Annotated in this window: 19 protein-coding genes; 6 read left to right on the plus strand and 13 right to left on the minus strand. The window is 70.1% G+C overall.

Translation table 11 applies throughout. From position 1 onward, the window contains the following. Positions 1 to 10: 10 nt before the first annotated feature. Together UG56_RS08375 and UG56_RS08380 are read right to left on the minus strand one after the other, a co-directional pair. Complete coding sequence (locus UG56_RS08375) at positions 11 to 340, minus strand: YnfA family protein (protein ID WP_045550957.1); 330 nt, start codon at positions 338 to 340, stop codon at positions 11 to 13. Further along, complete coding sequence (locus tag UG56_RS08380; RefSeq protein WP_045550958.1) at positions 337 to 972, minus strand: histidine phosphatase family protein; 636 nt, start codon at positions 970 to 972, stop codon at positions 337 to 339. The genes UG56_RS08375 and UG56_RS08380 overlap by 4 nt, the downstream gene beginning before the upstream one ends. Positions 973 to 1,056: 84 nt before the next feature. Here UG56_RS08380 and UG56_RS08385 point away from each other — a divergent pair, with 84 nt between their 5' ends. After that, on the plus strand, positions 1,057 to 2,007 hold the full coding sequence (locus tag UG56_RS08385; RefSeq protein WP_045550959.1) for a helix-turn-helix transcriptional regulator: 951 nt from the start codon (positions 1,057 to 1,059) through the stop codon (positions 2,005 to 2,007). A 93-nt stretch (positions 2,008 to 2,100) separates the two neighbouring features. Here the strand turns inward: UG56_RS08385 and UG56_RS08390 are convergent, their stop codons facing one another. From UG56_RS08390 to UG56_RS08425, 8 genes are all read right to left on the minus strand, one after another. Next, positions 2,101 to 3,492, minus strand: coding sequence for a cytochrome P450 (locus UG56_RS08390; protein ID WP_084100724.1), 1,392 nt, complete (start codon positions 3,490 to 3,492; stop codon positions 2,101 to 2,103). A gap of 116 nt (positions 3,493 to 3,608) precedes the next feature. Beyond that, entirely contained in the window at positions 3,609 to 4,838 is a 1,230-nt protein-coding gene (locus UG56_RS28280; RefSeq protein ID WP_052694035.1) for a hypothetical protein, read from the minus strand. A gap of 152 nt (positions 4,839 to 4,990) precedes the next feature. Beyond that, positions 4,991 to 5,725, minus strand: a complete 735-nt coding sequence (locus UG56_RS08400) for a TetR/AcrR family transcriptional regulator (protein ID WP_084100727.1) — start codon at positions 5,723 to 5,725, stop codon at positions 4,991 to 4,993. A 263-nt stretch (positions 5,726 to 5,988) separates the two neighbouring features. Beyond that, the gene (atzF, locus tag UG56_RS08405; RefSeq protein WP_084100730.1) at positions 5,989 to 7,701 is read right to left on the minus strand and encodes an allophanate hydrolase; all 1,713 of its coding nucleotides are present in this window, start codon (positions 7,699 to 7,701) and stop codon (positions 5,989 to 5,991) included. Continuing rightward, on the minus strand, positions 7,698 to 11,387 hold the full coding sequence (uca, locus tag UG56_RS08410) for an urea carboxylase (RefSeq protein ID WP_045550548.1): 3,690 nt from the start codon (positions 11,385 to 11,387) through the stop codon (positions 7,698 to 7,700). The genes atzF and uca overlap by 4 nt, the downstream gene beginning before the upstream one ends. Further along, on the minus strand, positions 11,384 to 12,175 hold the full coding sequence (locus UG56_RS08415; protein ID WP_256206508.1) for an urea amidolyase associated protein UAAP2: 792 nt from the start codon (positions 12,173 to 12,175) through the stop codon (positions 11,384 to 11,386). The genes uca and UG56_RS08415 overlap by 4 nt, the downstream gene beginning before the upstream one ends. Next, a complete protein-coding gene (locus tag UG56_RS08420) occupies positions 12,172 to 12,939 on the minus strand; it encodes an urea amidolyase associated protein UAAP1 (protein WP_256206509.1) in 768 nt (255 codons plus the stop codon). The genes UG56_RS08415 and UG56_RS08420 overlap by 4 nt, the downstream gene beginning before the upstream one ends. Before the next feature lie 566 nt (positions 12,940 to 13,505). Continuing rightward, positions 13,506 to 14,279, minus strand: coding sequence for an HAD family hydrolase (locus UG56_RS08425; RefSeq protein WP_052693935.1), 774 nt, complete (start codon positions 14,277 to 14,279; stop codon positions 13,506 to 13,508). A 267-nt stretch (positions 14,280 to 14,546) separates the two neighbouring features. Between UG56_RS08425 and UG56_RS08430 the strand changes: the two genes are divergently transcribed. After that, a complete protein-coding gene (locus UG56_RS08430; RefSeq protein ID WP_256206510.1) occupies positions 14,547 to 15,143 on the plus strand; it encodes a TMEM165/GDT1 family protein in 597 nt (198 codons plus the stop codon). A 33-nt stretch (positions 15,144 to 15,176) separates the two neighbouring features. Here UG56_RS08430 and UG56_RS08435 read toward each other — a convergent pair whose 3' ends face one another. Both UG56_RS08435 and UG56_RS08440 read right to left on the minus strand, forming a co-directional pair. Next, positions 15,177 to 16,409, minus strand: a complete 1,233-nt coding sequence (locus tag UG56_RS08435; protein ID WP_045550551.1) for an RNA polymerase sigma factor — start codon at positions 16,407 to 16,409, stop codon at positions 15,177 to 15,179. A 1-nt stretch (position 16,410) separates the two neighbouring features. Next, positions 16,411 to 16,788 (minus strand): YciI family protein, encoded by a 378-nt coding sequence (locus UG56_RS08440; RefSeq protein WP_045550552.1) that lies wholly within the window; start codon positions 16,786 to 16,788, stop codon positions 16,411 to 16,413. A gap of 173 nt (positions 16,789 to 16,961) precedes the next feature. Between UG56_RS08440 and UG56_RS08445 the strand changes: the two genes are divergently transcribed. Beyond that, entirely contained in the window at positions 16,962 to 17,807 is an 846-nt protein-coding gene (locus tag UG56_RS08445; protein WP_052693939.1) for a nicotianamine synthase family protein, read from the plus strand. On the opposite strand, the gene UG56_RS08450 is transcribed toward UG56_RS08445, so the two are convergent. Continuing rightward, complete coding sequence (locus UG56_RS08450; protein ID WP_045550553.1) at positions 17,776 to 18,660, minus strand: LLM class flavin-dependent oxidoreductase; 885 nt, start codon at positions 18,658 to 18,660, stop codon at positions 17,776 to 17,778. The two genes, UG56_RS08445 and UG56_RS08450, sit on opposite strands and share 32 nt — an antisense overlap. A 121-nt stretch (positions 18,661 to 18,781) precedes the next feature. On the opposite strand from UG56_RS08450, the gene UG56_RS08455 reads away from it, so the two are divergent. The 3 genes from UG56_RS08455 to UG56_RS08465 are packed head-to-tail and all read left to right on the plus strand — an operon-like array spanning position 18,782 to position 21,753. Next, positions 18,782 to 19,210, plus strand: coding sequence for a YciI family protein (locus tag UG56_RS08455; protein ID WP_045550554.1), 429 nt, complete (start codon positions 18,782 to 18,784; stop codon positions 19,208 to 19,210). A 26-nt stretch (positions 19,211 to 19,236) separates the two neighbouring features. After that, a complete protein-coding gene (locus UG56_RS08460; RefSeq protein WP_045550555.1) occupies positions 19,237 to 20,466 on the plus strand; it encodes an RNA polymerase sigma factor in 1,230 nt (409 codons plus the stop codon). Positions 20,467 to 20,487: 21 nt separating this feature from the next. Then, positions 20,488 to 21,753 carry an Nramp family divalent metal transporter gene (locus UG56_RS08465; protein ID WP_045550556.1) on the plus strand — a complete coding sequence of 422 codons (1,266 nt, stop codon included), beginning with the start codon at positions 20,488 to 20,490 and terminating at the stop codon, positions 21,751 to 21,753. Positions 21,754 to 22,189: the final 436 nt, after the last annotated feature.

The raw sequence follows: 22,189 nt of genomic DNA on the forward strand, positions 1-22,189 counted from the left end.
GGCCCCATCCTCACCCACGCGGCGCGTACATGATCACGCCCATCCCGGCCAGGCACAGCGTCGCCCCGGCGATGTCCCAGCGGTCGGGCCGGTAGCCGTCCATCGCCATCCCCCAGGCGATCGAGCCGGCGACGAAGACCCCGCCGTACGCCGCCAGGATCCGCCCGAAGTGGGCGTCGGTCTGCAGCGTCGCGACGACGCCGTAGAGGCCGAGCGCGATGAATCCGGCACCCACCCAGAGCCAGCCGCGATGCTCCCGCAACCCCTGCCAGACCAGCCAGGCACCACCGATCTCGGCGATCGCGGCCAGCACGAAGAGCAGGACGGAGCGGAGGATCAAAAACCCTCGCCGATCAGGTGCGCCCCGCCGAGCGGGTCGTTGTTCCAGGAGACCGTCGTCCAGCCCTCCTCCAGGCTCCCCTCGACGATCGCGAGCCCGGTGTTGCGGATCCGGTTGTCGTCGCCGAAGGCGGGCGACTGCGCGGTGCGCAACCCGGTCCACATCCGGATCGCCGCGCCGTGCGAGACGATCGCGACGGTGTCGTCGGGCTCGTGCTGCTTGACGACGGACTGCACAGCGGCGTCGAAGCGCGCCAGGAACTCGTGGCCCGCCTCACCGCCCGGGACCGGCGTCTCGAGCGTGCCGCCGATCCAGTCGCCGAGCGCCTCGAGATAGGCCGTCACCGACTCCTTGTCGGTGGCCATCTCCAGGTCACCCGCGTTGATCTCCTCGAAGCCCTCCTGCACCACGACCGGCAGCCCGAGCCGGGCGGAGAGCGGCGCGGCGGTCAGCTGGGTGCGCACCAGGCGCGAGGCGTACAGCCCGACGATCCGCTCCCCCACCAGCGCGTCCGGCACCGCCGCGGCCTGGGAGTGGCCCAGCTCGGTCAACCCGGCCCCGGGGAAAGCGGTGTCGAGCGCCCCGGAGACGTTGCTCGGGGTCTGGCCGTGTCTGATCAGCAGAAGTCTCATATGCCGGTAAGGGTACGGGACCCACCTCGCCTGAAGTCACCGACTAATCTGAATCCGGACGACCTACTTCCGGGAGCCGCCACGATGGGACATGACGAGAGCCCGACCGCTCGAGCACTGCTCACCCTCGAGCTGCTGCAGTCCTCCCCGGGCATCACCGCCGAGCGCCTGGGCGAGCGGCTGCGAGTGACCGAGCGCGCCGCCCGTCGCTACGTCGCGATCCTGCGCGAGGCCGGCATCCCGGTCGAGTCCGAGCGTGGCCCCTACGGCGGCTACCGGCTCGGCCGCGGGATGCGCACCCCGCTCATCTTCACCACCGCGGAGGCGCTCGGTCTGGTGATGGCCCTGCTCGACGGCCACCACGACATCGCCGACGCCACCGGCCCGGTCGGCAGCGCCGTCGGCAAGATCGGCCGGGTGCTGCCCGAGTCGCTGGCCCAGACGGTGGCCGCGGTGCGGCGTACGATCTCGGCCGTTCCCGACCAGAGCGCCGTCTCCCCCGACCCGGACATCACCACCAGCCTGGTCCAGGCCTGCGACTCCCGGCGGCGCACCACCATCGCCTACACCACCGAGAACGGCAACGAGCGCAAGATGGTCGTCGACCCGTGGGCGGTCGTCGTACGCCACGCCCGCTGGTACCTGCTCTGCTGGTCGCACACCGCCGAGGCCCGCCGGGTGCTCCGGGTCGACCGGATGGGTGCGGTCGACATCGAGGAGACCACCTTCGTACGTCCCGAGATCGACCCCGTCACCGAGGTCGAGGAACACCTCGGCGAGGGCTGGGCCTATCCGGTCGAGGTCGTCTTCGACGCGCCGTTCGCCCAGGTCGACCGCTATCTGCCGCGCGTCCTGGGCCGTCTCGAACCCCTCGACGACGACCGCTGCCGTCTCGTCGGGAGCACCAACAGCCCGGGCTGGTACGCCCAGGAGCTCGCCCGCCAGGCCGTCCCGTTCCGCGTGGTCGAGGGCGACGAGGTACGCCGCTGCGTCGCCGAGCTCGGACAACGACTCCTCGACGCCGCCCAGCACTGACGAGACGTCACCGGCGTCGGCCGAGACGGCACCCGGGTGCCACCTCGGCCGACGGGAGTGACGTCTCGGCCGACGTACCTGACGCCTCGGCGGTCAGGCGATCCGTGCCGGAAGATGCGAGTAGCCGCGGAGGATGCGGGTGGGGTGGCGCTCGCGGTCGTCGCGGAGCTTCAGGTCCGGGAAGCGCTCGAAGAGGAGCCGGAGACCGATCTCGCCCTCCATCCGGGCCAGCGCGGCACCGAGGCAGAAGTGGCGGCCGCTGGAGAAGGAGAGATGGTCGCGGGCGTTCTCGCGGGTGACGTCGAAGGTGTGCGGGTCGGTGAAGACGTCCGGGTCCCGGTTGGCCGCGGCGAGCACGGTGTTGATGATCGTGCCGCGCGGGATCGGCTGGCCGGCGATGGTGGAGTCGCGACGCGCGACCCGGCCGGTCAGCAGCACCGGCGGGTCGAGCCGCAGGATCTCGTCGGCGGCGTTCGACCACAGCTCGGGCTGCGCCTGGAGCGTCTGGAGCTGCGAGGGGTTGTCGTGGAGCAGCGCGATGCCGTTGCCGATCAGGTTCACGGTGGTCTCGAAGCCGGCCGCGAAGACCAGACCGGCGATGGCGCGCAGCTCCCGCTCGCTGAGCCGGTCGCCGTCGTCGCGGAGGGCGACGAGCTGGCTGAGCAGGTCGTCGCCGGGGTGGTCGGCGAGGTACTCCAGATGGCCGCGCAGCCAGGTGTCGAACTCCTCCAGCGAGGCTTCCATCTCCCGGAAGGTGCGCCAGCCCAGCCCGATGTCGAGGCTCAGCGCCGCGCCCTTGCCGAGCTCGAGCATGCGTTCGCGCAGCTCGACCGGGACGCCGAGCACCTCGGAGATCACCGTGATCGGCAGCAGCCCGCAGTAGCGGGTGACCAGGTCGACGTCGGCGCCGGACGCGGCTTCCTTCTCCAGGTCGTCGAGCAGCTCGCGGGCGATCTCCTCGGTGCGCGCGCGCAGCTTCTCGACCGCACGTACGGTGAAGACACGGGTGACCAGCTTGCGGTAGCGGGTGTGCTCCGGAGGCTCGGTCGCCAGCAGCGACGGCGGCTGCAGCGGCGCGAACACGTCGCTGGCCGACCAGGACGCCGCTCGGGCCAGCAGGCCGGTGCCCGACTCGTCGGGCGCGAAGAACCCGGTGACGAAGTCGTTGCTGGTCAGCACCTCCTTGATGACCTCGTGGTCGACCGCGAGGAGGCTGAAGCCGCCCTGGTAGAGCGGCCCGCGCCGACGGAACTCCTCGAACAGGTCGACCAGATCGAAGGTGTGCGAGCCCGGCCCGCTCAAGATCAGGTCCCCCTGCAGATCGCCCTTCCTGGCGGAACGGACGATGGCCGTACGCGGCAACCCGTGCCCCAGCGCCCAGCGCACGCCCTGCTTGGCGGTGTGCTCGACCGTCCCCAGCGCCCGGCCCAGCGTCCGGCCCGGGATCGTGCGGGAGCCGGCGGGCGGAGTGATCTTGAGCGGCATACCAAACCTCCGAGGCGCAGGAACACGTTCCTGTGCAGCGTACGCCGGACGGAAGTCCCACACATCCGACCGTGGTAGCAATTCAGTCCTGTATCGAACTGCCTCGGTCGCGCGGGTCAGCGCTGCACGAACTCGCGGTCGCCCTTGGGCCAGGAGTGCGTGTAGCCGCTGACCTTCGGCGCCCCCTCGACCCGCACGCTCCAGGCCGCATGCCCGGACGCGACCGGCTTGATGACGACGAGCTGGTTGGGCTCGGTGATGGTGACCGTACGCGTGAACCGCTCCGGCGCACCCCACGGATCCATCGCGATCGTGGCCGTCACCGGCAGCCTGCTGGCGTCGATCCGCAGCCCGATGGCCTCGGTCATCGCGATCGCCTTCACCGACAGCGTCCTGGTCGGCTCCTGTGCCGGCTTCTTGGTCGGCTTGGGCGTCGGTGTCGGCTTCGGGGTCGGCTCGACGCGTACCGAGGACGCCGACGGGCTCGGCGACGGCGGCTCGATGACCTCGTCGCTCGCCCCGGCACTCGGCGACTGCTGGCTCTGCGGCTCCTTCGAGGGTTCCGCGTCGGACGTCACGACGCGGACGAGCTCATAGATCAGGATCAGCAGGAGTACGACGAGGACGACCAGCACGATCCGACCCCGACGGGTCATCCGCGACCGCCGGTACGGGCCAGGTTCCATGTGGTGCAGCGGCACCAGCGGTCCCGCCGGCCGCTCGGCAACCGGCTCGGCAATCCGCTCGGCAACCGGCTCGGCGACGGGGACAGGCTCCGGTTCGGGCTCGGGCACCGGCGCAGGTGCCGGCGGCGGCATCGGCGGAGGCGGCGGAGCCGGCTCGGGTTCCGGCTCGGGTTCCGGCTCGGGTTCCGGCTCGGGCTCAGGCTCCGGCTCGGGTTCCGGCTCAGGCTCCGGCTCGCGCGACGGTTCTGGCTCAGGCGTCTCGACAACAGGCGCCGGAACAGCGAGGACCGGCGGCACGTACGGCTCCGGCTCCTCGGGCTCGTCCATCGGCTCGACGACGGCCTGGATGACCATCGGCGCAGCGGAGTCCGGGAGCCAGGCCGAGCCGGGTACGTCGTCGGGGGACCCGTAGCTCCCGAAGACCTCCAGGGTCTCGACGTCGGTGACCATGCCGTCGGGATGGACGACCATCCGGACCCGGGCCTCGTCGTCGGTGGCGACCACCTGGACGGGCTTGCGGCTCGGGCCGGCGAGCTGCTCGCGCACGGCGCGGATGCCGGCCTGGTGCGGGTCCTCCCCCCACGGCCGATCCACCACCAGGCCGTTGAGCGTCGTAACCCCGCGGGTGACGGAGAGGATGGCTGTCTGCTTCCGGGCCATCAGTGGCCTCCGGAAGGGTCAATGCACACGTGTGGGGTCCTCGCGGTGGGGAAGCGGGCAACGGGCTCGGAAAGTGTGTCGTTCAAGCCTCAACAGGGCAACTCACACGCGCAAGCCCTACCCACCAGTTACCGTCTTGTCAGCCTGCCTTGTCAGGCGAGCTCGCGGACCCTGTCCTCGAGGAAGTCGTCGAGCATGTCGACGGCGACCTCGTTCGCGGCCTGGATCTTCTCCTGGCTGACCCCGCAGATCCGCAGGCACGAGGAGGCGATCGCCCATGCCTCCGGGCACGAGATCCTCCGCACCGAGTCCTCGTTGAGCATCTCGGTGCGCATGTTGATGACGCCTTCGACCTGCTGGATGAGCATGTTGCCCAGCTGCTTCAGGCTGACGCCTTCCAGCACCTTCTCCGAGGCCACCTTGCTGGCGAGATCGGCATAGGCCGCGGCCAGCTCCTCGTGCTCCTTACGGAACTCGTCGTAGACCTCGCCCTTGGTCACATCCGGCAGCATGTAGAGCATGCCGACGTTGTGCGGCACATCGGCAAGCGTCCGTACGTCGACGAGAACCAGCAGATAAAGAGCCGTCTCGTAGTCGAGCGGCGGCACCTGGTTGAGGATCTTGTCGACCTTGTCCGTGGTCGGGCGGACCGACTTACGGAGCAGCTCGACGAGGATCTCGTCCTTGCCTGCGAAGTGGTAGTAGAGGGAGGCCTGACGGATGCCGACCTGGTCGGCGATCTCGCGGGTGGACGTCGCCGCGAAGCCCTGGGACACGAAGAGTCGCGCAGCAGCATCGAGGATCTGGTCACGTGGTGAGGCAGTACCCGAATCGGGCACATGCCTGGGGCGGCCGGGCCGAGAACGCCTAGTTGTCATGTACGCCATCTAAGCGGCCTCCCGAGTTTCGGGGAAGATTCGAAAGAGTCTTGTTCCCCTAAAGAATAGAGTCGAAAGTCCCACGGGAGGGTTGAATTCCCTGTCAACAAAGTGTATGGCGTGACGATCCATCAGACATGGCACAGCATCCTCCCGGGGCGATAATGCTGGCGGAATTCTGCCCAGTGTGACGGCGATTCCTCCGCCTGAACAGGGTCGTGTGCCATCAGGAGGAATGACCCCGGTCCCGTAACCGATATCCGCGATAAACGTTAAAGGCCCTGCTCAGACCGGTAACGTCGCCACCCTCCGTACGCGGAGATATCAGCGGCCTTCTCGACCGCGATCGGCTCGACGAGAAATCCCGATACCGACGAGCCGTCCTCCAGCATCACCTTTCCGATGACCATCGGAGCAGGTACGCCACCGACGAATGTCCCGAAGCCCGCGGCCGGCACGCGCCAGAGCTCGCCCTCGATCCGCACCCCGGCCCCGGGACCGCTCGTCCCGTGATCGCCCACCCGGACCAGGCCGGGCTTCGCCGGCACCGTGTCCAGCGCGAACAGCCGGTAGTCGGCCGAGGTCGACACCGGGCGCAACAGAGTCGCGCCGGCCTCGACCAGCTGGTGGTTGAGCGGCATCCCCGACAGGTGAGCACCCACGACGAACAGATCGACGGCCGGACTGAGCAGCGTGTGTCCGAGCGCAGCCAGGGTGCGGTCGCTCCCGGCCGCGCCGGTCAGCATGACCCCGAAGGGCAGTCCGTCGACCTGGCCGGCCGGGACCGCGAGCGAGGCCATGTCGAGCAGGTTCGCGAAGTTCGTGTAGCGGCCCAGGCGGGCGTTGGCACCGACCGGGTCGGCGGCCACCTCGGCCAGCGTGGGATGCCAGGTCGTCGTCGGCGTGAGCAACGCGGAGCAGCCGGTGAGCGCTTCCCTGCCTGCCGCTCCGAGCCGCGCCAGCAGGGCGACGTCCCGCGCCCAGTCGGCCGCGGTCGCCGATGCCCCGCCGAGCACGATCTCGGCGACCGTCGGGTCCAGGTCGGTCCCGACGAGGTCGCGGTTGGCCTCGAGGTGCGAGCCGACCGCGGCGTACCTCTCGGCGACGAAGGCGCCCTCGTAGAGCAGCCTGGCGGCGTCGAGCAGCGGCGAGATGTCGGTCTGGACGATCTCGACGCCTGCGGACGCGAGCCGTTCGACGACGGCGGCGAAGGCGGCGGCCCAGCCCGGGGCGAGCCCGTCGAGATGCTCGCCGGTCGGCACCGCCACCCGCGGAACCGGCGGCAGCGGGGCATCCGCCGGCAGCGTACGCGACAACGGATCCGACGGATCGGGACCGGCCATCAGCTCCGCGGCCGCCCGCGCCGACCCGAGGTCCCGGGCGAAGACGGTGACGCAGTCGAGCGTGTAGCAGGCGGGCACGACGCCGGTGACCGGCACCAGCCCGCGCGACGGCTTCACCCCGACGATGCCGTTGAGCGCTGCCGGCACACGTCCGGAGCCCGCTGTGTCGGTCCCCAGCGCGAGGTCGACGAGACCGAGGGCGACCGCGACCGCCGAGCCCGACGAGGAGCCGCCCGAGATCCGGTCCGGGTCCCAGGCGTTGCGGACCGCTCCGTACGGACTGCGGGTGCCGACCAGCCCGGTCGCGAACTGGTCGAGGTTGGTCTTCCCCACGACCAGCGCTCCGGCCGCACGCAGCCGGGCGACGGCAGTGGCGTCGGCGGTGGGCTTGTAGGCGAACGAGGGCGCTCCGGCGGTCGTCGGCAGGCCGCGGACGTCGATGTTGTCCTTGACCGCCAGCAGGCGTCCCGCCAGCGGCAGCACGTCACCACCGGCCACCTTCGCGTCGATCGCAGCGGCCTCCGCGAGCAGGTCGGCACGCGTCCGCAGCGAGATCCAGATCTCCGGCCGGTCCGACGCCTCGATCCGGTCGAGAGCCGCGGTGGCGCGGGAGACCGCACCGCCGGGGATCGCAGGGATCAAGACGCGGCCCCGTCGACGGGCCGTACCGCGGCGATGACCTGGCCCGGGACGATCTGCTCGCCCGGCTTCACGTAGATCTCGACCAGCTCGCCGGCGACAGGGAGGGGGACGGTCGCCTCCATCTTCATCGCCTCGACGACCATCAGCGGCGCATCCTGGGCCAGCCGCGACCCTCGGCTCGCGACGACCTTCCAGACCGTCGAGGTGAACGGCGCGGTCACCTGCACGCAGCCATCCGGCACCTCGACCTCCGAGGGTTCGCCGCGCGCGTCGATGCGATCGCAGATGTCGAACTCGCCGGCCACCCGCCACCGCTCACGCTCCTCCTCGAAGGCGGTGGACTGCTGGTCGCGGAAGGCCGCGATCGAGTCCGCGTTGGCGCTCAGGAAGCGGTCGTACTCCTTGATCGAGAACGTGCCCTCCTCGGTCTCGAACTCACCGCGACCGGCGTCGACCTCCGCCCGCAGCTCGAGGAGCTCGTCGGCGGAGACCGGGTACCACTCGATCCGGTCGAAGAACCGCAGCGCCCACGGGTCTTCGTGGAAGAGCCCACCGGCCGACGTCGACCTCCGGAACCGGTTGAAGACCTGCGTCGTCCGGCCGACCAGCTGATAGCCGCCCGGCCCCTCCATGCCGTAGATGCACATGTACGCACCGCCGATCCCGACGGAGTTCTCCGCCGTCCAGGTGCGCGCCGGGTTGTACTTCGTCGTCACCAGCCGGTGCCGCGGGTCCAGCGGCGTCGCGACCGGCGCCCCCAGATAGACGTCCCCCAGCCCGAGAACCAGGTACGTCGCGTCGAACACGGTCCGATGGACCTCCTCGACCGAGGCGAGCCCGTTGATCCGGCGGATGAACTCGATGTTCCACGGCGCCCACGGCGCGTCGTTGCGTACGCCTGCGGTGTAGCGCTCGATCGCCTCCCGGGTCGCCGGGTCGTCCCAGGAGAGCGGCAGCCGGACCCGCCGCGAGGGCACGGTCAGCTCCGAGGTGGCCGGCAGGTCCTCCTCGAGCTCACGCAGCAGCCCGGCGACCTGGCCGGCCCGCAGCACCGAGGAGTCGGTGTGCACCTGGAGCGACCGGATCCCGGGCGTGACGTCGATGATGCCCGCGGGCGCGTGCTCTGCCAGGGCCGACTGCAGCGCGTGCACCCGCATCCGGAGACCCAGGTCGAGCGTCATCGGCCCGTACTCCACGAGCACGGAGTTGTCGCCGCTGCGCCGGTAGGTGACCTCGGGTCGCGCCGGTGTCTCCGGCAGTCGGCCGAGGACCCCGTCGTCTCCGTCGCCACCCGTCGACTCCACCGTGAAGGAGGAACGATGGTTGACCAGGCCGGCCGCCTTGCCCTCCCGCACCGGCACGAACCGCACCGTGTCGCCCGGGCGCAGCTGTCCGATCTTCCACAGCTCACCGCTGGCGACCACCGCGGGACAGACGAAGCCGCCCAGCGACGGCCCGTCGGGGCCGAGGATGATCGGGGTGTCGCCGGTGAAGTCGAGCGACCCCACCGTGTACGGGGTGTCGTGGATGTTCGAGGGGTGCAAACCGGCCTCGCCACCGTCGGCCCGGGCCCAGGTCGGCTTCGGCCCGATCAGACGTACGCCGGTGCGAGCCGAGTTGTGGTGCACCCGGTAGCTCGCCGAGTAGAGCTGGTCCAGGTCCGCGCGGGTGAAGAACTCCGGGGCACCGTGCGGGCCCTCGGTGACGCCGATCTCCCAGCTGTTGGTCAGGGCCGGCCGTCGCGAGAGCGGCGTCGCCGCCGGCTGCGCCTGCGGGTCGGTCGCGGTCCCGGGCCGGAGCACGTCCCCGCGCTGCAGCGTACGTCCGGCGTGCCCGCCGAACCCGCCGAGCGTGAACGTCGAGGCGCTGCCCAGATACTCGGGTACGTCCAGGCCGCCTCGGACCGCGATGTAGGTCCGCAGCCCCGGGCCGTCGGTGCGGCCGAGCGTCAACGTCGCCCCCGCGGGGAGCTCGATCGGCTCCCACTGCGGGGCAGGGACGCCGTCGACGCTGACCGGCATGGGGGCCCCGGTCACACAGACGACGGCGGGATCGGAGAAGACCAGCGTCGGCCCCACGGCCGTCGTCCGGCCCGTCGCCAGCGGCACCGTGACCTCCAGGCCCGGAGCACCCCGGTGGTTGCCGACGGCCAGGTTGGCCTCGGCGAAGGAGACCGGGTCGAACGGACCCGAGGGCGGGACGCCGACCTGCCAGTAGCCCACCCGGCCGGGAAGGTCCTGGACGGTCGTGAGCACACCCGGGTCGAGCACGTCGATGCGCGGATCGGGGTCGCCACCGCTGCCGGCCCGGGCACGTTCGGCCAGGGTCGAGGTCGAGTGCGTGGCCGATCGGAGCTCCGGATAGGTCGTCATCGCGCGCAGCGCCGAGACGTTGGTGACGATCCCGTCGATCCGGGTCTGCGCGAGCGCCTCACCCAGCGTGTCCAGCGCCTCGTCGCGGGTCGCGCCGGTGGCGATCACCTTGGCGAGCAGCGGGTCGTAGTGGGGCGAGACCTCGAGCCCGGTCTCGATCCAGGAGTCCACCCGGACGGTGTCGCTCGCGGTCGGGAGCACGGCGCGCGTGACCAGGCCGGACGACGGCATCGAGTCCTTGGCCGGGTCCTCGGCGTACACCCGTGCTTCCACGGCGTACGCCTGGGGTGCGGGGCACTTGCGGAAGAGCTCGTCGGGCAGGGCGGTGACGCCGTCGCGGGCCAGCCGCAGCATGAGCGCGACGATGTCGATGCCCATCACCTGCTCGGTGACGGCGTGCTCGACCTGGAGGCGGGTGTTCATCTCCAGGAAGGAGATCTGCTCGCGGCCCGGGTCGTAGACGAACTCCACGGTGCCGGCCGAGCGGTAGGAGACGGACTTGGCGAGCTGACGCGCGGAGTCGTGCAGGACGGTGCGGACGTGCTCGGGGAGGGCGGGCGCGGGCGCCTCCTCGATCACCTTCTGGTTGCGGCGCTGCAGGGAGCAGTCGCGGTCGCCGAGCACGGCGACCTGGCCCTCGCCGTCGCCGAAGATCTGCACCTCGACGTGGCGGGCGGGCCGCACCAGACGCTCCAGGAACACCCCGGCGGTCCCGAAGCTGGTCTGGGCGAGCCGGGCGACGCGCTCGAAGGCGACCCTCACGTCGGACTCCGAGCTGCACGCGGTCATCCCGATGCCACCGCCACCGCCGGTCGCCTTCACCATCACCGGAAGCCCGATCCGGGCGGCCTCCTCGGCCGCCTCGTCCGGACCGGAGAGCAGGCCGGTGCCGGCCAGCATCGGCACCCCGGCGTTCTCGGCGAGCCGACGGGCCGAGTGCTTCTCGCCGAAGGCGCTGATCTGCTCGGGCGTCGGGCCGACGAACCGCAGTCCCGCCGCCTCCACCTCCCGAGCGAAGGCGGCGCTCTCGGAGAGGAAGCCGTAGCCGGGATGGAGCAGCCCCGCGCCCGTGCGCAGGGCCGCCTCGATGATGAGGTCGCCGCGCAGATAGGAGTCCCGCGCGGGCGCGGAGCCCAGACAGACGGCCTCGTCGGCCTCGCGCACGTGCGGTGCCGCCCGGTCGGCCTCGGAGAAGACCGCGACCGTACGCATCCCGAGCTCGCGCGCGGAGCGCATTACCCGGCGGGCTATCTCCCCTCGGTTGGCGACCAGGACGGTGTCGTAGGACGGTCCGTTCTCAGGGCCAGACGTCATGCGTCGGCCTCGTAGTCCACGTCCGGCTCGGACACGATCATCCGCAGGGGCGTCGGGTTGAAGTCGTTGCAGGGGTTGTTCATCTGCGGGCAGTTGGAGATGAGCACGAGCGTGTCGATCTCGGCACGCAGCGCGACCCGCTTGCCGGGCGCCGACATGCCGTCGACGATGCCGAGGGCACCGTCCTCCTCGACGGGCACGTTCATGAACCAGTTGATGTTGGAGACGATGTCGCGCATGCCGAGACCGTGCTTGGCACCCTCGGTGAGGAAGTTCTCCCGGCAGCCGTGGTGATACATCACGTGGTGGCCGTAGCGCAGCGTGTTGGACTCCCGCGAGCAGGCGCCCCCGATCGTGTCCTGGCGGTCGATCTCGTTGCCGACGACGGTCATCAGGGCACGACCGAGGTTGCTGCGCAGCACGGTCCCGGTGCGGATGTAGGCGTTGTCCTGCCACGCGAGCGTGTCCGGCGCGCTGTAGCGCTCGTCGGTGTGGTGGGCGTTGTAGAGCAGGCAGTCACCCGACTGGTTGCCCCCGACGTCGACGATCGTCAACACCTGCCCGGCACGTACGACACCCGACCACGAGGCCCGCGGAGCCACCTGCTCGTCCAGCACGACGGCACCCGGCACCAGCGGGTCACCCCACTCCAGTGGGCTGCCGTCTGCGTACGACGCCCCCACCGGGACGCTGGAGACCAGCTGTCCGTCGGGCGTCAGGTAGGTGGTCACAGGGACAGGAATGGTCGTCACAGGCCTCATCACCGGGTTGTCGATCGTCGTGGTCACAGGCCCCGAGCCTCCGCATAGTCGAGTGTGTTCAGGTATGCCCGCCGCACCTCGGGAGAGGCGTCGAAACGCTCGTCCGCCGGGGTGGTCGGGGTGGTCTCCGGCGTACGCCAGGCGTGCACGCGCAGCGGCCCGACGATGTACTCCGGACGTGGGTCCCGTGGATGCGGGACGTTGGCGATCAGCACGATCAGGGGCAGCTCGGCCACGAGCTCGACCGAGGTCCCGGCGCCCGACGAACCGAACCAGTCGAAGCTCCCGTCCTCCGCCACCCGGACCCCCTGGAAGAACGACACCGACGGAGGTACGTCGGCCGGCCCGAGCCCGTGCTTGGCGGCCGCCTTCACGAAGAGGTCACGGCCGGCGGGCGCCGGCCCCTCGGGCAGCGCGGTGCCGTAGCGCAGCGCGTTCCAGGCTGCGGTGCTCGTCCCGCAGAACGCGTCGTGCCGGCCGGAGGTGTCGGTGAGGATCGTGGCGAGCACCCGGCCGTCACCGGAGAGCAGCGGGTGACCGGCGCCGAGGTAGGCCTGCCAGGGGATCTTCTGGGTGTCGGCGACGTTGAGGCGCTCGGTCGGCTCGAGGGCGTTGTAGACCAGCGTGTGGGCGCAGGCCTCGCCGGTCGGGTCCTCGAGCCGGAATCGCGTGCCCCGCGCGAGGACCTTGTGGGTGTAGCTGCCGGGCGCGACCGTCTCGGCCCAGGTCAGGCTCTCCGGGTCGACGTCGTCCGGACAGAACGGACTCGTCGACGCCGGTAGGTACGGCATCCAGTCGCTGACCTGCCCCCCTTGCGCGCGAGCATCCGCCCGTGCGTTCAGCACCGTGTCCGTGCTGTGGTCTGCAACTGGCGCCACCCGGGTCCTCCTTGAAGCATGATTAACCTGTCGACTGACAGGTAAGCATGTCGGTCAAGGGCGTCGGGGGCAAACCAAGACTGTTGGAAACCTGAGTCCGAAATGTGGGGTCGGAGTCGGAGGAAATCTTCCCTGTCGGTCGATCGATTCTTACCGTTTTCGGCGGGAACTGGCTAGGGGTGAAGGACCATTTGCTGCCGAATTCACGCTCGCAGTGCCGCCTGATGGAGCGATGTCTTCGAGAAGGTGACGAGCCACACGGACGGATAATCTGTCAAAGGACAGGTAACAGGTCTGGTGTGATATCGGACACCGTTCCGATGGCGATCCGGAACCGTGCCGAGGAGCGGACCGAAAGCCGGGAGGATCCCCGATTCGGCTGACACCGACCCCCAGGAGTGGCACCCTGACCCGAGCTCATCACCCTCCCACGCACCGGCAGCCGGTCAACAGCGCACGGCCCGAAGATCAGCCAGAGATCACCGAGAGGATCTCTTCGATCCCCACGGCACCACATTGCCGGAGACGAACGTCCGCGATTCGGACCCTTTGCGCGGCATCGGGACCCCGATCATCCCGACGAGGTCACCCAGGTCGTTGATCGTCGGCCCGCTCCAGTCCGGATCGAGGTCGACGTCGGGCTCCTCGAGCGCGCCACCTCGGAACCGGACGGCCCGCATGCCGACCGCCTCGGCACCGCTCAGCTCGCGGTCGGCGCCGTCACCGACGTAGACGCACTCGCTGGTCGGCACCTGCAGCGCGGCCGCGGCGACGAGGTAGGCGCCCGAGTCGGGTTTGCGTACACCTGTCTGGCAGGAGAACGAGACGGCGTCCAGGTGGTCGGCAAGGGGACTCTGGGGCCAGATCGCGACGGTCTCGGCCGAGCAGTCGGCGACGAGGCCGAGCTTGAAGCCGCGTGTGCGCAACGACGTCAGCGCCGGCAGCGCCCAGGTCGCGGCGTGGAGCGAGAGCGAGTAGTTGTACAGCCGCGCGATCGCGCTCTCCACCTGGGACTCGGTGGGTGACCCGCCGACCCGCCTGGCCAGATAGCGCACGGTGTGGTGGACATCGGCCATCAAGCCGCGGACGCGTTCGTCGAACGTCTCCGAGACCGCGGCCGCGAAAGCGTCCGGGTCGACGCCGAGATCGGCTCCCATCGCCCGGGACACCGCGGCGTGCTCGGCCGGGTGGCCGCTCGGGACAAGGGTGTCCTGCAGGTCGAAGAGGAGCGCGCGCACCCCGGCCTCCTCCATGACCTCAGCCTAACCAGGATCGGATCCTCACCGGGGGAATTCGCCGAACCGGCCTCGGCGGCCCGAATCGGGCGGCGCCGGGGCCGTGGCCTAGACTGAGGACCACGAAGGGGAGTAGTCCTCAACAGTCGCGTCGACACACTGGCCCCCGGGCCCGGCGCGATCGGCCACGCGAGTGGCGGACGAGACCTTCGACCAAGCACCCGTATGTCTACGTGACGGTGCTGGTCGAAGGATGTCCACCCCGTCTGCGGATGCCTCCGGCCGGTGCCGGAGAGGAACCCTGTGTACGCCTTCCTGCTTTCGACCGCGGTCATCTTCGTCGCCGAGCTCGGCGACAAGAGCCAGCTGATGGCGATGACCTTCGCCACCCGCTATCGGGCCCGGGACGTGATCCTCGGGATCACGGCCGCCACCGCGATCGTCCATCTCGCCTCGGTCGGGATCGGCGCGCTCATCGGAGACGCCTTCGCCGAGCACCAGCACTACATCACCATCGTCGCCGGGATCGCCTTCCTGTTCTTCGCCGGCTGGACCCTGCGAGGCGACGAGCTCACCGAGGACGAGGCCAAGAAGGCCCGCAACAGCCGGGGAATGGCGATCTTCGCCGTCGGGATCGCGTTCTTCCTGGCCGAGCTCGGCGACAAGACGATGCTCGCGACGATCACCCTGGCCACCCAGGAGGGCTGGCTCGGCACCTGGATCGGCTCCACCGTCGGGATGGTCGCGGCCGACGCCCTCGCGATCGGGGTCGGTGCCCTGCTCGGCCGCAATCTCCCCGAGAAGGTGATCAAGTACGGCGCCGCCGCCCTGTTCGCCGTCTTCGGGATCATCCTCGTCATCGACGGGGCCCTGCAGATGTGATCCGTCAGCTCTGATCGCTCAGCCGGGTGGCCGTCAGCGGTGATCGAGGGCCTCGACCCGGCGGTTCAGATAGCGCTGCTCGGGCACGCTCTGGGTCAGCCGGGCCGCGAGCACGTAGTGCTCCCGGGCCGCGGCGAGGTCGCCGGACTGCTCGAGCAGGTGGGCCAGCACGGCATGGGCCCGGTGGTGCCGCTGCATCGCCGGGTGCTCCAGCAGCTCGCGTACGATCTCGATCCCGTGCTCGGGGCCGAGGCTCATCGCCACGGCGACGGCCCGGTTGAGCGTGACCGCGGGCGAGGGCGCGACCTGGGCGAGCATCCCGTAGAGCAGGTTGATCTGGAGCCAGTCGGTGGCTTCGTACGACTCGGCCCCGGCATGGACCGCGGCGATCGCCGCCTGCAGCTGGTAGCGGCCCACCGGCCCCTCGGGGAGGACCTCCTCCAGCAGCGCGACACCCTCTCGGATCAGCTCGCGGTCCCACTGCGAACGGTCCTGGTCCTTGAGCGGGATGAGGTCACCGAGGTGGTCGACGCGCCCGCACGAGCGCGCCTGGGTCAGCAGCATGAGCGCCAGCAGGCCGGTGGCCTCGTCGTGCTCGGGCAGGATGCCGCGCACCATCCGGGTCAGCCGGATCGCCTCGTCGGTGAGCTCGATGCCCTGCAGGTCCGGGCCGCTGGTGCGGGTGTGGCCCTCGTTGAAGATCAGGTGGCAGACGTCGAGCACGCACGCGATCCGCTCGGGCAGCTCGTCGGGGGCGGGCGAGCAGAACTCCTCGTCCTTCAACGTCGCCCTCGCCCGGCTGAGGCGCTGCGCCATGGTCGCCTCCGGAACCAGGTACGCAGCCGCGATCTCCGCCGTCGTCAGGCCGCCCACGCACCGCAAGGTGATCGCCACCTGGGAAGGGCGGCGCAGCGCGGGATGGGCGCACATCATCATCAGCCGCAGCGAGTCGTCGTAGGCCGAGCCGATCTCCACGGCGGCCGGGTCGGGGTCGTCGAGCCGCCGGGCCATCCCGTCGGCGACCTCGCGTCGGGTCCGGGCGGCATCCGACCGCATCTGGTCGATCAGCCGCCGGTGGGCGACCCGGATCAACCACGCCCGCGGGTCTGCCGGCAGGCCGTCGCGAGTCCACTGCTGACTGGCCGCGATCAGGGCCTCCTGGGCGGCGTCCTCGCAGTCGGGCAGGTCCGGATGGACCCGCAGCAGGGCGCCGAGGACGTGGGCGGACTCCTGCCGCCACACATCCTCGACTCCCGTCACCGTCATGTCAGTAGGTTGCCACCGGCCGCAGCTCGACCGTCTCACCGGGGCCGCTGAAGCTGCGTACGACCTCTTCGGCCCGCTCCTGGGACTCGACGTCGATCAGGAAGAAACCGGCCAGGTGCTCCTTCGCCTCGGAGTAGGGACCGTCGGTGACGATCGGCTCGCCGGCGTCCCAGCGGTAGAGCTTGGCCGAGGCCGGGTCCGCGAGCGGCTGCCCGCCGAGGAGCTCTCCGTTGGCCGAGAGCTCCTCCAAGATCCCCTCGAAGGCCGCGTTGAGCTTCTCCCTCGCCTCCTGCGGCAGCGACTGGATCTCGGGGGTGAAGTCACCCGTGGGGTGACCCCACGGCTGCGGGTTGGAGTGGATGAGGATGACGTACTTCATGACTTCCCTTTCAACGGCGCCTGCTGGGCGCCTTCCGTAGGCGTGCTTACGGGGGTACGTCGTAGCCGGCCGGCGTGGTTCTACATCGTCCCAGAAACATCCGTGCCGCGGAGTGAGTCGCCTCGACGGAACTCCCTGCAGCGGGCGCCGCCGATGTGGAAGGGTTGCCCGATGTGAATCCGGGAGCGTTCGAAGCCGTCGACGAACGCCTGGTCTCCACCCTCGACGACCTGCTCGACCAGCAGTCGCTGGCACCCGGCATCGTCGTCAACGCACTCTTCAACCGGTTGGTGACCGCGGTCCTGAGCGTGCCCGAGTCCGCCGCCGAGACCGTGCTGGCGGCCCTGCCGCCGTCGCGTCCCCCGGCCGTCTTCCGCGCCGTCGCGTCGGCCGGTGAGCACGCCCTCGAGCGGGTCTGGGCCGATCGGATCGCGAGCTCGCCCGACCCCGCGGAGACGTTCGCCCGCTTCCCCTACCGCGAGAACTACCGGCTCCTCGTCGAGATGGAGCTGCAGGCCGTACGCCGCCAGGGCACCACGCCACGACAGGTGCTGCTCCTCGGCTCGGGGCCGCTTCCGCTGACCGCGCTCTGCCTGGCCGAGCACGGCATCGCGGTGCACTGCGTCGACCACGACGCCGAGGCGATCAGGCTCTCCTCCGCCGCGTTCGGACGTCTGGGAGCCGTCGGCGTGACCTTCGAGCACGCCGAGGCCGCGGCCGCGAACCCGCCGCGACCCGTCGACGTCGTGCTCCTCGCCGGCCTGGTCGGCGCCGACGACGCCGCGAAGGCCGCGGTGCTCGACAAGGCGGTCACCCACCTCGGTCCGAACGGTCTCGTCCTGGCCCGGAGCGCCCGGGGGCTGCGTACGCTGCTCTATCCGCGGGTCGGCCCCGAGGCGTTGGCCGGCCTGACCGTGGTCGACGAGGCCGACCCCGAGGTCGACGCTCCCGGGACCGACGTGATCAACAGCGCCATCCTCGCCCGGCCTACAGAGCCGGGTCGAGCACCTCGGCCTTGATCTGGGCGGCCCGCTCGATCCGCTCCGCGCCGGTCTCACCGAGGTTCCACGTCGGCATGATGAACTCGTCGAACCCGGCCTCGACGTAGCGCCCGATCAGGTCCTGGAGCTCGCCGGCCGAACCGGTCTGCGTCCTCGCGAAGCCCGGGTTCGCGCCGTCGAGGTCGAGCATGAGGTTGGTGGTCGTCCTGATCGTGGACGGGTCGCGGCCGACCTGCTCGCACGCCTCCAGGAGCTTGGCCCGCACCGCACCGGCACTCTCGGGCGTGCCCCAGGTGTTCCACTCGTCGGCGTGCCGGGCGACGACCCGCAGCATGCGCGGTCCCTTGGCACCGACGAGGATCGGGAGCGGCGAGGCCACCGGCTTCGGCTCGCACGGGGCGTCGGTGAGCTGGAAGTGCGTGCCCTCGAACGTCGTGCGCGGCTTGTCGAGCAGCGACCGGGTGACCTCGATCGCCTCCTCGAACCTGTCGACGAGCACCTTCGCCCCCGGCAGGTCGAAGCCGTACGCCTTGTGCTCGTTGATCTGCCAGCCGGCACCCATGCCGAGCACGAAGCGGCCGCCCGCGATGTGGTCGATGGTCGCGGACCGGTTGGCGAGCAGCGCCGGGTGATGGATGGTCGTCGGCGAGACGAGGGGCCCGATGCGTACGTTCTGGGTGGTCGCGGCCAGCGCCGGCAGGATCCCCCAGACCTCGTGCATCGGCCCGTCGTCGACCTCCTCGGAGCCGGTGTTGGGCATGTAGTGGTCCGCGACCCAGACGCCGTACCAACCGGCCTGGTCGGCGGCCTGCGCCTCGGCGAGGATGTCGGCGGTGGGGAAGACGAGGTTGGGCCACAGCGAGATCTTCACGTTCCCAACCTACCGAGACCCCAGAAATATTCTTGGCAGCGTTGTCGATCCCGCGTAGACCTCGTTCGACCAAGGGGTGAACGGGCCGGCAGACGGCCCCACAGACACAGGAGATACCGAGATGCCGAAGTACATGCTGATCTGGCGCACCGTCGACGAGGAGAAGCAGAACGCCGCGATGGCCGCCATCCCCTTCGAGCAGATGCTCGAGAAGATGGGTCAGCTCAACGACGAGCTCATCAAGGCGGGTGTGCTGCTCGCCATGGAGGGCCTGGACCCCGAGGAGCACACGGTCGTCACCTACGCCGATGCCGAGGAGGCGCCGGTCGTCACCGACGGTCCCTACGGCGAGACCAAGGAGCTCTTCGGAGGCTTCTACCTGATCTCGGTCGCCTCGAAGGAGGAGGCGATCGAGTGGGCGAAGCGGCTCAGCTACTTCCCCGGCTCGGCCGTCGAGGTCCGCCGGGTGCCGACGATCGACGAGTTTCCGCAGGACAACCCGTGGATCCAGAAGGAGCTCGACTGGCGGACCAAGAACGGGCAGCTCTGAGGTCCGACGTCACCGAGGAGACACCGATGAGTGACGCGACGCGCGCCGTCGAGGCGATCTGGCGCATCGAGTCCGCCCGCATCGTCGGCGCGCTCGCGCGCTACACCGGCGACTTCGCCCTTGCCGAGGACGCCGCCCAGGAGGCTCTCGCCGAGGCCCTGGTGTCCTGGCCGGAGCACGGGCAGCCGGCCAACCCGGTCGGCTGGCTGATGACCACCGCGAAGCGGCGGGCCATCGACACGATCCGCCGTGCCGGGGTCCAGCGCGAGAAGTACGAGGCCATCGCCCACGACCAGGACGAGGCGTACGCCGACGACCTGGACGTGGAGCGGATCGACGACGACGTCCTGGCGCTGATGTTCGTCTCCTGCCACCCGGTGCTGTCCAAGGAGGCCCGGGTGGCCCTGACGCTCAGGGTCGTCGGCGGACTCAGCAGCGAGGAGATCGCTCGGGCGTTCCTGGTGCCGGTGCCGACGATCCAGGCCCGGATCACCCGCGCCAAGAAGACGATCGCGGCCGCGAAGATTCCCTTCGAGGTGCCCTCGCCCGACCAGCGTCGGGAGCGGCTCGCCGGCGTGCTCAACGTCCTCTATCTGATCTTCACCGAGGGCTCGACCGCCACGTCCGGCGAGGACCTGATCCGCACCGACCTCGCGCGCGAGGCACGGAGACTGACGCGCGTGCTGATCGGCGTGCTGCCCGACGAGCCCGAGGCGTACGGGCTGCTCGCGCTCATGGAGCTGACCGCCTCCCGCTTCCCGGCACGCACCGACGCTGCCGGCGACCCGGTCCTCCTCGAGGACCAGGACCGCACCAGGTGGGACCAGGGAGCCGTACGCCGCGGCCTGGCCGCCCTCGACCAGGCGACCCCACGTGGTCTCGGCCCCTATGGGCTCCAGGCCGCGATCGCCGCGACCCACGCGGTCGCCGACTCGGTCGAGAACACCGACTGGGAGCGGATCATCGTCCTCTACGAGGCCCTGGGCCGCATCGCGCCCAACCCGATCGTCGACCTCAACCGTTCCGTGGCGGTGGCGATGGCTCATGGGCCGCTGCGAGCGCTGGAGATCGTCGATCGGATCGCCGAGGACAAACGACTCGACCACACCCACCTGCTGCCGACCGTACGCGGCGAGCTGCTGCGCCGTCTGGGCCGGACCGTCGAGGCGCGCGCGGAGCTGGAGCGGGCGGCGGAGATGTGCACGAACGAGCGAGAGCGTGCCGTCCTTCGGCAAAAGCTCGCGGACCTTACCTAAAAGCGGGTATACCTGTGCCCCATGTCACAAGCCGCGAGGACAGAGACGACTGAAACCCCACGCTGGCGGATCCTGGGTCCCGGCCTCGTCGTGGCCGCGACCGGTGTCGGCGCCGCCGACCTGGTCGCCACCCTGATCGCGGGCAGCAAGTACGGCTACGCCCTGCTGTGGGCGGTGGTCGTCGGCTGCGTGCTGAAGGTCGTGCTCGTCGAGGGCGCCGGGCGCTACAGCCTGGCCACCGGCGAGACGATCTTCCAGGGCTGGCGGCGTCTGGGCATCTGGACGACGCTCTACTTCGGCCCCTACATCGTCATCTGGGGCTTCATCTACGGCGCCGCCGCGATGGCCGGCACCGGCCTGGCTCTGGCAGCGCTCTTCTCGTTCGCCTCGGTGAAGGTCTGGGGCATCGCCTCCGGGCTGATCGGTCTCGCCATCGTGTGGACCGGCCGTTACGGCCTCTTCGAGAAGTTCCTCGCCGTTCTGGTCGGGATCATGTTCGTCACGATGGTCGGCGCCGCCCTGGTGACGCTGCCCAACCTCCCCGAGATCCTGCTCGGCCTGGTCCCGACCATCCCCGAGGGCTCGCTGGTCAACCTCCTCTCGGTAGCCGGCGGTGTCGGTGGCACGATCACCCTGGCCGCCTACGGCTACTGGCTGCGTGAGAAGGGCTGGAGCACCCCGAGCTTCATGCGTGTCATGCGCCTCGACAACACCACCGCGTACGTCGTGACCGGCATCTTCGTGATCGCCACCCTCATCGTGGGCGCCGAGCTGCTCTACTCGGCCAGTATCGCGATCGGCACCGGCGACCAGGGCATGCTCGACCTGTCGAAGGTGCTCGCCGATCGCTACGGCAACTGGTTCGGCAAGCTCTTCCTGATCGGTTTCTGGGCCGCGGCGATGTCCTCGCTCGTCGGTGTCTGGAACGGTGTGAGCCTGATGTTCGCCGACTTCATGGGGACCATCCGTGGCCGCGCTGACCAGCCCGAGGCGCAGAGCGGCGGCATCTGGTACCGCTCCTACATCCTCTGGCTCACCTTCCCCCCGATGATCTGGCTGCTGCTCGCCGACGAGCCCGCCTGGCTGATCCTCATCTACGGAGTGCTGGGCGCCTTCTTCATGCCGTTCCTGGCCGTCACCCTGCTCTGGCTGCTCAACACGGGCCACACGCCCGCGGAGTGGCGCAACAAGTGGGTCTCCAACATCGGCCTCATCATCTGCGCCCTGCTCTTCGCCTGGCTCGCCTTCGACCAGGTACGCACCTCCGTCTCGGACCTCCTCGGCTGAAGCCGAGTCGGCTCGTTCTGACCGAACTCCCCGTCGAGTCGGCTCGTCATGACGAGCCGGCTCGACGCCGTTTCTCGTCAGTCTGAGCCAGCCTCGGCAGCTGGTTCGCGCGACGAGCTTCCCCCTGAGCGGCCAAATGACAGCTGCCCGGCGCCTCGAGGGCACCGGGCAGCTGGAGAAGCTATGGATCAGCGGCTGGTGACCAGCTTGATGGCCACACCGAGACCCGCGGCAATCAGGGCGGCGATGAGCAGCTTCTTGACCATGGGAACTCCTAGTTCGAGATGTTGATACGGACTGCAACTATGACATTGGACCCCGTGACTCTCGCCACGTCAACCGGGCGTGGCGCGAAGAGACCGTCAGGATCATTCTTCCAAAAGGCCACAAATAGCAGCAGGGCCACCTCCGAAGAGGTGGCCCTGCGCAAAGTTAT

The organism is Nocardioides luteus, assembly GCF_000960475.2.
GTDB lineage: Bacteria > Actinomycetota > Actinomycetes > Propionibacteriales > Nocardioidaceae > Nocardioides > Nocardioides luteus_A.

Excerpts from the sequence above, each read along its gene's own strand:
- UG56_RS08380 (WP_045550958.1), bottom strand. The coding sequence starts at position 972 with ATGAGACTTCTGCTGATCAGACACGGCCAGACCCCGAGCAACGTCTCC.
- UG56_RS08385 (WP_045550959.1), top strand. The coding sequence starts at position 1,057 with ATGGGACATGACGAGAGCCCGACCGCTCGAGCACTGCTCACCCTCGAG.
- UG56_RS08390 (WP_084100724.1), bottom strand. The coding sequence starts at position 3,492 with ATGCCGCTCAAGATCACTCCGCCCGCCGGCTCCCGCACGATCCCGGGC.
- UG56_RS28280 (WP_052694035.1), bottom strand. The coding sequence starts at position 4,838 with ATGGCCCGGAAGCAGACAGCCATCCTCTCCGTCACCCGCGGGGTTACG.
- UG56_RS08400 (WP_084100727.1), bottom strand. The coding sequence starts at position 5,725 with ATGGCGTACATGACAACTAGGCGTTCTCGGCCCGGCCGCCCCAGGCAT.
- uca (WP_045550548.1), bottom strand. The coding sequence starts at position 11,387 with ATGACGTCTGGCCCTGAGAACGGACCGTCCTACGACACCGTCCTGGTC.
- UG56_RS08420 (WP_256206509.1), bottom strand. The coding sequence starts at position 12,939 with ATGCCGTACCTACCGGCGTCGACGAGTCCGTTCTGTCCGGACGACGTC.
- UG56_RS08425 (WP_052693935.1), bottom strand. The coding sequence starts at position 14,279 with ATGGAGGAGGCCGGGGTGCGCGCGCTCCTCTTCGACCTGCAGGACACC.
- UG56_RS08435 (WP_045550551.1), bottom strand. The coding sequence starts at position 16,409 with ATGACGGTGACGGGAGTCGAGGATGTGTGGCGGCAGGAGTCCGCCCAC.
- UG56_RS08440 (WP_045550552.1), bottom strand. The coding sequence starts at position 16,788 with ATGAAGTACGTCATCCTCATCCACTCCAACCCGCAGCCGTGGGGTCAC.
- UG56_RS08455 (WP_045550554.1), top strand. The coding sequence starts at position 18,782 with ATGCCGAAGTACATGCTGATCTGGCGCACCGTCGACGAGGAGAAGCAG.
- UG56_RS08460 (WP_045550555.1), top strand. The coding sequence starts at position 19,237 with ATGAGTGACGCGACGCGCGCCGTCGAGGCGATCTGGCGCATCGAGTCC.
- UG56_RS08465 (WP_045550556.1), top strand. The coding sequence starts at position 20,488 with ATGTCACAAGCCGCGAGGACAGAGACGACTGAAACCCCACGCTGGCGG.